Genomic DNA, 13283 nt, shown 5'->3' with positions numbered 1-13283 from the left:
CGGGCGGAGGGTCGTCCCGGGGTGGAGATGGGCGGGGCCTTGGGACGGAAATTTTCCCGCGCGGCGAAGTCCTGGGAGTGGATGTGGGTCTTTCCGGCACGGGAGCCTTGGGCGGCCCGGCCACTGTGAGTCAATCAACGAGCAGGGCGCGCCAGGCGTCATCCGGGATGACGGTGGCCTCGAAGTCGACCGCTCCCGAGCTGACGCATTTCCATTCTCCCTCGGGAGTTTTGCGCAGGGAGGCGCTCAGGGGCTCCGTTCCACGGGCGGAGAGGCTCAAGCCGGGGAAGCCCAGAGTGCGACCTTGGCCGAGATAGAGCTCTAGCGGGCCGGTTTCATCACCCAGCAGAACCGCGATGGCTCCCTGGAAGGTGAGCTCGCCCCACTGGGCTTCCGGCGGTTCTTCAGTGGCGGAGAGCACCACCACCCAGTCCCCGTTCCCCCGCACCACGGCACCCGCGATCCCGGGCATCGGGGGGGGGCTTTGCACGGATTGCAAGGGGTCTCCCTCCCCCTGCAGGTAGGGTTGATAGATGGCGACGAAGGGGCGCTCCCAAGCTTCTCCCTTTTGCCGCACCAGAAGGGTCGGAAGCGCTTCTTTGGTGAGGCGGTCGGGCAATCCCCGCCGGATGGCATGATTGGCCGGGGCATCGACCAAGAAGAGCTGGCGGCGCCCGGGGGCGGGCATCCAGAGGTCCATGACGGGGACTTCCGTCTTCGAGTAAGGGAGGATGAAGCGGGCCCGGAATCCGCCCTTGCAGTCGGCCAGGCGCTCGTTACGAAAATAATCGTAGCCCGCCATATCCCCGGCCTCACTACCGAGGCGGTTGACTGCCTGCAGGGAGAGCGGGCGGCCTTTGCCATCTACGAGCAAAGCTTCGGTGGCTTGGGCGTGGAAGAGGTAGTCGTGGTGTTTTTCCCGCTGATCATCGAGGAGGCGGGAATGAAAGGCGTCGTAGTAGAAGCGGCTGCCGCCGGGGCTCTCGATGAGGGCCAGGGTGCGTAGTTGGCTGGCGTGGGGCCGCAGATGACGAAAGGAGGCCTGGGCAAAGCCCACCCGGGGGCTGACGCCCTCCCGGCCGGGAGCGGGCTCGAGAACTCCCAGAGTCAGGGCCAATTGCTTGGGAGCTTCCACTGGATAGTCGGCCCGGCCATTGGGAATGACGGTATTGTGAGCGGGCATGCGGGAATAATAATGCCGCTGATCGCGCTGCCAGTAGCTGGAGCCGCGCCCGGGGTCGGGACCGAGAATGTGGCCCGCCCCGAAGAGTTCGATAGCGAGGCCGTTGGCGTGGGCATGACCGCCGGCGGTGCCGAAAAGGGCTGCGGAGAGGGAATGCTTCCAATTATTCTGCGGCAACCGCATGACCAGGGCATTGAGCGGCTTGGCATGGTAGGAGCGTGCTTGCTCGGCTTCCGAGGCGGGAACCGGCAGTAGCTCGGCCACGTAGTTGGTCAGGGCGTGCACGGTCGATTGTCGGTAGCGGCGGTAGCGTCCGGCTTCGATTTCCCTCATCAGCAAGGCGGTGAGGCGTTTCTCCTGTGCGATCTTCCCTTGTTGGCGGGCGGTGGAGATGAGCATCTCGATGGCCTCGGTATTGACCCGGACGTTGATGCTGTCCCCTATCCCAAGGGACAAACCATTGGGGTGGGTCAGTTCGGCCTGCGCGAGAACCGCTTTTTCCAGAAAGCCATCGGCGAGCAGGGCCCGTCCCTCGGGGTCTTGGGCAATCAGATTAGCCACCGCCAGGAGGCTGGCGGTGGTCTCGAAGGCATAGCTTGGGGCCTCGGGCCAAAGGGCGGTTTCCTGGTCGTAACCGCGCTCCACGACCTTCATGAGGCCCAGCTGGCCCTCGTTGTCGGCATTGAGAATGATATCGAGGAAATATTCCCGGCCTTGGCCATCGGGATAGGCTTCATTCGACTGCAGAGCCAGGGCCCCGTGGGCGGCGATTTCAGCTTGAAAAAGGTTCCAATTGCCGTGGCTCTGTCCCCCTTCCAGAATGCGCCGGGTCATGCGGCGGATGCCATTTTCGATCAGGAGAGGGTCGCGCCCTTGCGTCACCAGATAGGGCTGGATGAAGTCGTAGCAGATGGCGATATCCACCAGGATATTCTCGTGAATGACTTCAAAGGAGGTGGTGCCGATGATTTTCTGGGACTCTTGATCGCCGTCTTTCACGAGGGGAGGCAGGACATGGGAAAAGCCTTCCATATAGGTCCAGAGGACGGGCCAAGCGACCTCGGCATAGCGCTCTTCCCCCGTGAGCCAATGGAGGAAGGCGGCCTCGGCGGCGAGGCGCATGAGGTGCTGGTTGGCTCGCTCGATGAGGAGGCCGGTGGCGCTGGGGTGGACCCACTCCTCCTCGCGGGTCTCGACTTTGAGAAAGCGGACATCGTCGCCCCAGCCATTGTAGGGCATCCAGTCTTCCAGAGCCCGGGGCAAGGTGTAGTCCGTTTTCCAATCCCTCGCACCGCCAAAGCGCGGGGTGGGCACCGGAGCCCGGCCCTCCCCTCCCACCCAGCGGGAGCCCTCGGTGACAGGGAGAACGTAACGAGTCTCCCAATTCATCATCAGGCGACTGGTCAGCCAATCGGGCTCATCGGCCACCCGGGCCGCAAGAGGGTCGATGCGATCCTTCATGTCCTCGTAGGCGATGCGCACCCAGCCCACGTCCTCCACCTTGGACCGCATCTCGGCCAAATCCTTCCCGCACACCAACAGGTGCGGCCTCGCCATCATTTCCCCCGATAGGAAAATAGCGAAACAAACACACACGAGCACATTCCTCATTGTTCCCCTCTCAACGTCTCACCCGGCCCTTTCTTGCGATGATTTCGGTAAATGACGAAGCCGATTCCGAAAATCAAGCCGCCACAAATGAGGAAACACAAGCGCCCGCCTGCTGGATTGGGGATCAGGACGAGGGAGGCGACGAAGAGGCCATAGACCTGACACAGGCGCCCGATGGTCGCGAGAATGACGCGACTGCTCGCCAGCTCCTCCTCCCCGCTGGGGGGGCCGGGGTGATCCAGGCGCCGAAAGAACTCCCGCTTGCGCGCGAGATAACGGGAATCGTCTTCCTTGTAAAACAGACGTGTTCCCAGAAACCAAAGGGTGCAGAGAGTCCCGACCAGAAAAACACTGGCGAAAATGTAAAAGGTGGTCACTTCCTCCGGCTGATAGGGGCCTTCCAAACCCGGGATCCAAGCAAACATGCCGGGGGTCAGCCAAAAACGGGTCACCAGCGAGCCGAAGAGCCCCAGCAGGACGGTGGACCACGCGGCCCAGGGCGGGGTCTTGCGCCAAAAGAGGCCCAGGCACAGGGGAATGGACATGGGCAGCCCCAGGCTGATGGCCACTTGCGTGAGCAGCTCGAAGAGCGGCAGCTCCCGGAAATATTCCCATCCCATGGCACAGACCACCATGGCCGCCCCAAAGGCTCCCGTGCTCAGTTTGGAGATGAGGAGGAGGCGCTCTTCCTTGGCCCGGGGATTGACCATAGGGAGGTAAAAATTTCGCACAAAGATGCCCGCTCCCTGATTAAGTCCGCCATCGAGGGAGGTCAGGGTTGCCCCGAGAATGCCGCACAAGAGCAGGCCCATCATCCCGCTGGGGAGCACTTCACTGGCAGTCAGAACAAAGGCCCCTTCCTCGGGGAACTTGAGGTTGTTGAAGAAAAGCCCGATATCATCCCCGTGCCGGATGGCTGCCACGGTAGGCGGGATCATCCAGATGAAGGGGCCCAGGATCATGCCCACGAAAGGGATGAGAAGGGTCAAACGGGCATCCCGCTCGCTGCGGGTCATGAGAAACTTAGTGGATTTATCGATGGAGTTTTCCTCAAAAAATTTGGTGACCATCAGGGCCACAAACCAGAGCAGGATAAATTGTGGGCGGGCAAATTCCCCCCAATCGTAATGGGGCTGCGGGGTCTGCACGAACATGCCTCGCAGGCCTCCGATATCGGGCTGGGCGAGAGCCAACACCGAGACCATCACCGTTACCGAGACCACGAGAAACATCTGCACGAAGTCACTGGCTACCACCCCGAAGGAGCCCCCGAACATGGCGAGTAAGCTGACCGTCAGCCCCAGCAACAAAATCACGAGAGGGGGGTAGGCATCGAGGACGGCCGCGATAAAGACTCCCACCGCATTGAGGGTCACCCCCCCGAAAATAAGGATGAAGGGCAGGCGGGCCCAGGTGAAAAACAGCTGGGAGCGAGGCCCGAAGCGCAGCCGGACCGCTTCCAGAGGCGTCACCACCCCCATGCGGCGAAAGCGGTGACTGGTGAAGAGAAAGAGAAAAACCAGGGGAAGCAGAACGGAGTAGAAGAGAAGGAGTGTGTAGGGGCCGGTCGAAAAGATCTTTCCCGCTGCCCCGGTGAAGGTCCACGCGCTGAATCCCGCCATCCAGCTGGACGTGCCCGTCACCCACCAGGGCATGGCCCCCCCCGCGCGGAAGTAGTCCGAGGTGTTGCGCGAGCGACCCGAATAGACCAGTCCCACCCAGATTACAAAGGCAAGGTAAAAGGCCACACTGAGCCAGTCGTAGGGGCTGATCATCGTCCGGCAATCCTTAGCGGAAGGCCCCGCGAGGTCATAGGAAAAATCTTGCCTTCCTCCCTTAACAAGTTGGAAGAGAGAGAATAAACGAGCGAGGTAAATCAACAGTCAACTGAGTGACCATCTCTCCCCTTTCCAGAAGAAGGGATTTGTAATGGTTTAACTACGGAATAGGAACCTTTCCGATCGGTCTATCGGGAAGGGAACGATTCCGCAGGCAATCCTGGGAAGGGCGGCGATTTGGTCGTTGCCGCCTTTCCCTTCTCTCTCTTCCAATGAATCACTGGCTCATTTCCCTTTCAACGCGAGGGTCAAGCTTCACCGTTCATCATCATTTTAGCCTATTTTCTCACAAAAAACACCGAATCACTCTCCTTCTCGGTTTTTTTCTTTTTTTGAGTGATCCCCTCTTGGGCCACGGATTTCGCGTGTTGGTCTTCACCAAGACCGCCGGTTACACCCACCAATCCATCGCGGCCGGTCGCACGGCCATTGCCGAGCTGGGGGTAAACCATGACTTTGAGGTCACCCACACCGACCAGGCGGAAACCTTCATTTCTCTCCTGTCCAATCACCAGGTGGTGGTCTTTCTCAACACTACGGGCGACGTCCTGAGCAACAGCCAGCAGGAGATTTTTCAAAACTGGTATCGCCAGGGCGGAGGGTTCGTCGGCATCCATGCCGCAACCGATACCGAGCACAGCTGGCCCTGGTATTTGGAAATGGTGGGAGCACAATTTTCCCATCACGGCCCCATCCAATCCGGCACCGTCAAGTTTCTCGATACCGTCCATCCCATCACCCAATCGGGCCCGGAGCCGCTCGGCGAATGGACCGTGAATGAAGAATGGTATAATTTCGTCACCAGCCCCCGGGGTAAGGTTCACGTCCTGGCGGTGGTGGAGGAGGAAGTCACAACCAGCAATCCCTTCGGCGAGGCACCCCGGCCCGGGATCTCCGATGGGGCCCATGGAGATGACCACCCCATCATGTGGTGTCGCGAGTTCGAGGGAGGCCGCAGTGTCTATCTCGGCCCGGGGCATCAGGCGGCCACCTTCTCCGACCCTCTCTTCCGGGATATCCTCAGCAACAGCATCGAGTGGGCAGGCCGCGAACTCAATGGCGACAGCGGGGCCACCATCAATGAAAACTGGGAAAAAATCGTCTTGGAGCAGAATCTGAGCAACCCGATGTCTCTTGCCCTCGCGCCCACGGGAGACATCTATCTGCTGGAGCGGTTTGGCGCGCTCAAGAAGCACGACCAGGGCTCTGGTCTGACAAGCACCATCGGGCAGCTGGATGTCTACAGCGGGGGGGAATACGGAGGGTTGGGGCTGGCCCTCGCCCCGGATTTCGACCAGTCCCGTCATCTTTACCTCCTCTGGTCTCCGGCCCAGGGACCCGCCACCCGCATCTCGCGCTTCACGCTGGACCGGGCAGGCCAGCTGGATCCCGGCAGCGAGGTCGTCATCCTGGAATACCTCACCAATCGGGTAAACTCCGGCCATCATCAGGCCGGATGCCTGCGCTTTGGCCCCGAGGGTGCGCTCTATGCCTCCGTTGGCGACAACACCCAGGCCAGTGGCTACAGCCCTCGCAATGAAAACGAAATTGGTCGTGATGGACGCAAGGGGGCACCCAACAGCAATGACCTGCGGGGTAAAATCATCCGCATTCTCCCTGCGGTGGACGCCGGGCCGCCCGAGCACCCGCACTATCTCATTCCGGAGGGGAACCTTTTCCCGCCCGGCACGGGGCAAGGACGGCCGGAAATCTATGTGATGGGTTGTCGCAACCCCTTCCGCTTTTCCATCGATGCCGAGACCGGCTGGCTCTACTTCGGCGATGTGGGGCCCGATGCCACCAACAGCGGCAACGGTGCCTTTCAGGGGACAGGTGGACATGATGAGTTCAATCAGGTCAAGGCCCCCGGCTGGTTTGGCTGGCCCTATTATTTGGCAGACAACAAGCCCTACCTCGATGGCCAGGGCCAACCTTGGACGCTGCCCAGTCTGCGCGCGGATCTCTCCGCCTACTTCCAGTCCGCCAATTTTCTGAGCAGTGGCGCGCTGGCTGGAGACCCCGCCCTCATCCCCGAGCCCCAACCGGCCTGGATTTGGTATCCGGACCAGGAAGCCGCGCCCGCCTTTGCCGAACTGGGCAGCAACAGCGGACGCTGTGCCCTGGCAGGGGCGGTCTATCGCTATCAACCGGGAGGAAAGACCCCGGCCTACTACGATGGCAGCGTCTTCCTCCTGCTGTGGTCGCGCAACAAGATTCTGGAAGCCAAAACCCGCCCGGATGGCAGCCTCCTGGAGCTGACCGAATTCGCGCCCCATCTCTCCTTCCAACGGCCCCACGAGATGGTCTTCGGTCCGGAGGGAGCGATCTATCTCATCGAGTGGGGCAACGGCAACCTGGTCAAATTGAACTACACCCGGGCCAAGGCCACCCCCATCGTGCAAGCTGCCGCCGATGTCACTTCGGGGGCCACTCCCTTGACAGTGCAATTCAGTTCTGCAGGCACTTACGACCCGGATTCGGCGGCCCTCACCTACGCCTGGGACTTCGACGGCGACCAAATCACCGATGCCACCGAGCCCAATCCCCGCCACCGCTATGAAGAACCTGGCCTCTATCAGGCCCAGCTGACCGTGAGCGACGACGAAGGCCTCTTTGCGCGTGCCTCCCTGACCATTTCGGTGGGAAACTTTGCCCCGCAAATCTCCTTTCAAGAACCTGCTGGTGCCCGCTTCTTCGATTGGGGAGACGAGGTCGACTACTCCCTGCAGGTCTCCGACCACGAGGACGGCTCCACTGCCGCCGGCACCATTGCGGCCGAAGAAGTGCTCTTCGAAGCTTCCCTGGGACATGCCGACCACCAGCACAATGAGGTGCAAAGTCATCTCCTCACGGGTCGACTCCTCATCCCCCGTGACGAGAGTCATCCCTTTGATCTCGATCTCAGCTATGTCCTGGAGGGCTTTTACACCGATCGCGGGGCCCCAGGGGTAGGATCGGTTTCCAGCCAGACGCGGCTTGCCTTGCAGCCTAAAATCACGATGGCGCAAACCTTCGACGGCCAGTCGGGGGTCTCGCGGGAGCCCACCCTGGATGTGGTGGGAGGCGATGAAGACGTGACCGCAATCTCCAATGGCGACTCCTTTTTCTTCCGTGAACTGAGTCTCGCAGGCATCGACGCCATCCGCCTGCGGGCCTCCTCGCTACCCGGCGGCACGGTCGAGATCCGGCAGGAGAGTGTGCACGGCCCTCTCCTTGGCACCCTCACCATCACTCCCACCAGCGAGGAAGCGGATTTCGAGGACTTCACCACCTCTCTAAGCCAGCCCTTGGAAGGTCCCCGGGATCTCCATTTTGTTTTCCGCGGTTCCCCCGAGGAAGAGGAATTGATGAGGGTAAATTGGATTGGCTTCCGGGGGCCGGGAGCCAGCGCGGTGAGACAAGGTCCGGAGGTCACCGCCCTGGAAGCATTGGGCCCGGACCGCCTCCGGGTGCGCTTTGACCAAGAAATGGATGAGGACAGTCTCGCCGAGCCGGGCCATTACACCCTCGACCGCGAGGCGACCGTTACGCAGGTCCGCCCCCATCCCGATCAACGGGCGGTGGACCTCACCCTTTCCGGAGTGAGCGCAGGCCAATACTACACTCTCACGCTGGGGGCCCTGGAGGATCTCGCGGGCGATCCCCTGGCCCAACCTGCCGCGCTCACCTTTCTCCATCGCTCGGCGGCGGAGACCTCTTTCTGGACCGGGCTCAATGCCGGAGGGCCGGACTATACCGACCGTGAGGGCCACCTTTACCTCGCGGATAGTGGCACTCCCCCCGACACCACCGCTCATGGCACCGTGCTGGTCGACTTCTTCCGCCTGCAGGGGGCTTCAGAAGACCCGGTGCGCGCCGCTGCCGCCGATTTTGCGGAGGCGGATCCTGCGGTGGCTCTCTCCGCCCCGGTCAACGAAATCACCAGCAATCCCTCGGGAGGAGTGGCCCTTGCCGCCACGGGGCTTTCGGGCCTGACCTTCTCCAATGAGAGCGCGGGAATCCACACCACGAACAAGGGCCTTCTCGACGATCTCCCCATCTTCGACGGCTATCTCCACACCGGCTCCAGCTCAGCCGGGCGCACCGCCACCCTCGCGGGTCTGGAGGGGATCGCGACGGGCTCCCCCATCACGCTCACCCTCTGGGGAGTGGGAGACACTCCGGAATCGGAGGCATTCTTCACTGTGCGACACGGCGGAGAGGAAGTCGGGCACCTGGACCTCGATTACGACACCGCCACTGCGGAGGATCCTTCTCCCGCGCGGGGGCAGCTGGTCTTTCCCAAAGTGGCCGGAGCCTCTGCCATCGACATCGAATGGGGTCGGGGAAGCACGGATACGGCAGGCTTCAACGGATTTTCCCTGACCACCCCGGGGGCCATTCTCAGCAGTGGCGGGGGCAGCTACCACAATAGCAGCCGCACCGCCAGCACGGACAGCGAGATTGCCAACACCGACGACGAAGCTCTCTACCAAACCGAGCGCTGGTTCGATGGCGATCTGCGCTACGAAATCCCCGTCCCCCCCGGCTCCTATCAGGTGCTGCTGCGGTTCGCAGAAAACTACTTTGGGAGCACCGGAACCCGCACCTTCAATGTCTCTTTGGAAGGAGGAACCGAACTTTTTTCTCCCGATCTCGACTTGGTGGCACAGACCGGAGGCCAAAACCGGGCCTGGGATCACCTCAGCGACCCGGTGGAGGTCACCGACGGACGGCTCACCATCGACTTTTGGCAGCGTATCGAGAATCCCAAGGTCTCGGCCATCGGCGTTTTTCAAGTTAGCGAAGACCTCACCCCCCTACCCCAACCTTCCTTTGCCCACCATCTCAGCCAACAGCCCGGCGCGGGATGGCGGGCGGAGCGCGATAGCGACGGAGACGGCTTGAGCAGCCTGATGGAATACGCCCTCGGAGGGAGGGAGGGAGAGGACGATCGCATCCGCTGGCCCCGCGCCGAGCGATCGGCGGGTGAGGAGCTCGCTCTCGTCTTTTCCCGGCCAAAGGGATTGCCCGATCTACACTTCGGCATCGAGGCAAGCCATGATCTCCGCCAATGGACCCTCCTCGATGCCGAGTGGGTCGTGCGCGAGCAGGATGAGGAGGAGGAAACTTTTGTTTATTGTCAGCTGGAGACCGCAGCCACAAGCGCCGGGCTTCCCCCCGGCCCAGCCCGCTTCTACCGCCTGCGGGTCGAGCTCACCGATCCGCGCTAAATCCTTTCCCAAATTAAACTCAATCCAATGAAACTAAAAAACCGAAAACCATTGCTCACGGCGGGCACCTTCGCCGCCTTCATCACTCCACTGTGCGGACAATACCTCGCGATCGATTTTCGCGAAGGTCGTCCCGGGACCGTTCCCAACGGTCCTGCCGATCCGGCTACGGTCCTCGCGGCCTTTGCCAGTGCTGACTCCGCGCTCAATGCAGCCACGACCGACGACGTCTTCATCTATGTGGGGGAAAATCCCGTCAATGAAGGCCAAAGCGGAAACAACGGAACTACCTGGAGAAGCTTGGCTACCGCCACCGCTTTCGGGGACTTCACGGTAGCCACCACCGGACCTTCCAGTGGCTTTACGGCCGGGTCCGCCTCTTGGAACGACACCGCCACCATCTCGGAAACCTATTGCTTCAAAGGTCCCACTGCCGACCTCAGCACCCTCACCGTCAGTGGCTTCACCACTACTCCCGGCGAAGTCATCACCCTGACCTGCTGGGGTGTGGGCGATAATGTCTCGCAGGACTCCCGCTTCACCGCCCACTACAGCACCCTCGACCCCCTCTCGGCCGAGACCCTCTACAATGGTGCCGGGGTGACCCGGGGGGACTCCACCGGAGCCATTCCCTGGGTGCAATTCCAGTTCATCTCCGATGGCACGGACAGCATTTCCTTCGATTGGGAAGCCAGCGACAATGGAGGCACGGCCGCCTTCAACGGATTCTCGCTCTCCATTGGGTCCCCCGACTTCGGCGAAGCCAATTCGGTGACCTTGAGCGAGCCGGCGGAAACCTTGCTCTTGGCCGGCTCACCTCCTCTCACTCTCACCGCCACCGCGGATTACTCCAATGCCGGAGTGATCGCCGCCAACGGCTTGGGCAGCGACTACATCACCTTCTCATCAGACAATCCCAACGCGGTGACAGTCTCTCCCTCCGGGCAAGTGAGTTTCGTGGGGGAAGGCACCGCGAACATCACGGCCACCATCACCGGGGCCAATGACACCCAGGCAGTGAGCAATACCGTGGCCTTCGAGGTCGAGACTGCCGACGAGATCGTGCTCTCAATCCCGGATCCCAGCTACCTCCTCGCCTATGGGCCGCAGTTCGACCTCAACGCGACCGCCAATAGCGAGAGCCTCTCCAATGTGTCCATCGAGAATTTTCCGGACTTCACCTACCTTTCCAGCAACACCTCTTCGCTGGAAATTGACGAAACCGGTCTGGTCATCCCCGGGCCGGAAGGAACCTCCACCATCACGGCCGAACTGGCGGTTCCCGGTCTCCCCACCCTGACCGGCACCACCGAAGTCAATCTGGAGGACCCGACCTCAATCACCCTGTCGGTCCCGACCGAGACGCTCTACGTGGGGGGGCAATCAATCACCGTCGTAGCCGAGGTGACCACCCCCAACATCACTGAGCCCATCGTGCTCAATGACCTCAACGGCATTGAGTTCACCACCGATGGCGGAAGCGACATCACCATCGGCTCCTTCAACGGAGTAGCCACTCCCGGCAGTGACGAATCCCTCTTGGGCGATTCAGTGATCACCGCCAAGTGGTTCCTGAGCGATGATGTCAGCTCAATCAGCGAGTCCGTCACCCTGACTCTCGCAGCCGTGCCCGAGAAGCCCATTGCTCTCCGCCACCACTACGACTTCGATGGCACGGCGGGAGCGGCTCCCGCCACGACCGTGATTCCCGACCTAGTAGGCGAAGCCGATGGCCTTGTCGTGGGTGACGAAGCCCTCTTCACCGGAACCGGCTTGACCTTGCCCGGAGGCCCCCAATTCCCGGCCGAAGGGCAGATCAACGCGGCCTACGTGGATTTGCCCAATGGCATGATCTCCGCCCTGCCCGATGCTATCACCATCGAGACCTGGGTCACCATCGATAGCACCGGCGCCTGGATCCGGATCTTCGACTTCGGTAATTCGACGGGAGGAGAAGACAATCCCGGCCTCCAGACCAACCACTTCAACCTCACTCCCCGGCGGAGTGGCAGCGGAGTGGTCGCCTCGGAAGCCACCACCAGCCGGGCCCTGGGCACTGCCGCGCTCAACACCTCGGCCACCATCACCACCGGCACCCTTCATCACTACGTGGTCACTTACGATTCCGCCGTCGGGATTCGCAACATCTACTTTGATGGTCAACTGGTCGGCAGTGATAACCTGCCCTATGGACGCTCCGATCTGAGTGACTTCAACGACCTCAACAACTGGCTCGGCCGCTCCAATGCCGGAGACGCACGCACAGCCGGAACCTTCGAAGACTTCAAAATCTACGAGGGCACCATGACTGCGGCGCAAGCCCTCGCCAACTATGAGGCCGTCGCAGGCACCAGCGGACTGGATCTCGCGGTCGCATCCTACAGCGAAGGCAGCCTCACAGTGGAGGCCGCCGGTCTCAGCACCGGCAGCACTTATCACTTCCAACGCTTCAATTCCGGAACCAGCGAATTCGAAGCCCTCCCGAACAGCCAGTTTGAAGCCGCAGCGGCGAGCGAAAGCAAGACCATCGACGTTTCAGGCCTGGGTAGCACCGAGCTCATCCGCCTGATCGAAGGCCCCCTGCCCTGATCCCGGGCGGAAACTTCCCCTTGCCAGCCCCTCCTGCTCCCGAGCCAGGAGGGGCTTTTTTTTGACGAAAAAGAAAGGTCTCCGCTCCCCCCGTTGCTTCGCAAAAATAGTTTCCTGCATCAGAAGCCCTTGCTTCGAAAATACGCAAGACCGCCGTGTTCGCTCCTGTGATGCGGAGACCATTCTGAAGGGGGCTTCCGTCCTTGAACCATTGGAAGGTTGTGCCGACTGGACTTTCCACTGCAAAGCGAGCTTCCTCCCCAAGCAGGGCAAATTCATTCTGTGCTTCCCGCGTAAAAGACAGGATTCCCATATCGGCACGGATTCCCGCCATGACTCGCGTGTGCCAGAGTCGGCGCAGGAAGCCGTCTTCAGAATCGTAGTTGAAACCTCCCGGCCAGATCGCGTGTCCGTCTCCGTGGAGACCATCGGCATAGCCGCCATCTCCGTTGGCGAGGTAAGTTTCGGCTTGGGCCCGGTTGCCCCATTGACCCCGCCAGACTCCCCCTGCGATCAGATTCTGGTAAGATTGGGTGGTGCCCATGCCAAAGGTGCGGGCGGCCCGGGCATTGAAACGTCGTGAGATACCAGTGGAGCCAAGCCCCCAAAGTGCGAACCGTTTCCGAAGCAGCTCGTTTGACTTCGATAAAACAGGATGTCATGAACCTTCGCTGCTGGGTGCTATTTGCTCGACGAAACAGAGTAGCCCTCAAGTTCGAGCGTCCGGAATTTTTCCTCAGGCACTCCTGAGACAGGAGGCAAGAGCAAGAAAACACGTCAGGTTTACAGGGTAAACAGACCGTCCCTTGCCGTTTTTTGCTGCAAGCTTCATTGAAGAACACGACACAC

Annotated in this window: 5 protein-coding genes; 2 read left to right on the top strand and 3 right to left on the bottom strand. The window is 61.2% G+C overall.

The window, feature by feature from the left end:
- Positions 1 to 130 precede the first annotated feature (130 nt).
- A complete protein-coding gene (locus tag JIN78_RS11975; protein WP_200392212.1) occupies positions 131 to 2740 on the bottom strand; it encodes a heparinase II/III domain-containing protein in 2610 nt (869 codons plus the stop codon).
- A gap of 50 nt (positions 2741 to 2790) precedes the next feature.
- A complete protein-coding gene (locus JIN78_RS11970) occupies positions 2791 to 4569 on the bottom strand; it encodes a sodium:solute symporter family transporter (RefSeq protein WP_200392211.1) in 1779 nt (592 codons plus the stop codon).
- Between the two features lie 395 nt (positions 4570 to 4964).
- On the opposite strand from JIN78_RS11970, the gene JIN78_RS11965 reads away from it, so the two are divergent.
- Both JIN78_RS11965 and JIN78_RS11960 read left to right on the top strand, forming a co-directional pair.
- Positions 4965 to 9845: a ThuA domain-containing protein gene (locus tag JIN78_RS11965; RefSeq protein WP_200392210.1), complete on the top strand. Its 4881-nt coding sequence runs from the start codon at positions 4965 to 4967 to the stop codon at positions 9843 to 9845.
- Between the two features lie 27 nt (positions 9846 to 9872).
- Positions 9873 to 12434, top strand: coding sequence for a LamG-like jellyroll fold domain-containing protein (locus JIN78_RS11960; protein WP_200392209.1), 2562 nt, complete (start codon positions 9873 to 9875; stop codon positions 12432 to 12434).
- On the opposite strand, the gene JIN78_RS11955 is transcribed toward JIN78_RS11960, so the two are convergent.
- Positions 12403 to 12978: an immunoglobulin domain-containing protein gene (locus JIN78_RS11955; RefSeq protein WP_200392208.1), complete on the bottom strand. Its 576-nt coding sequence runs from the start codon at positions 12976 to 12978 to the stop codon at positions 12403 to 12405. The two genes, JIN78_RS11960 and JIN78_RS11955, sit on opposite strands and share 32 nt — an antisense overlap.
- Between the last annotated feature and the right edge of the window lie 305 nt (positions 12979 to 13283).

Source organism: Roseibacillus ishigakijimensis (assembly GCF_016595415.1).
GTDB classification, from domain to species: domain Bacteria; phylum Verrucomicrobiota; class Verrucomicrobiia; order Verrucomicrobiales; family Akkermansiaceae; genus Roseibacillus; species Roseibacillus ishigakijimensis.
The sequence above is the reverse complement of the archived record's forward strand: the minus strand, read 5'-3'. Positions and strand labels throughout refer to the sequence as shown.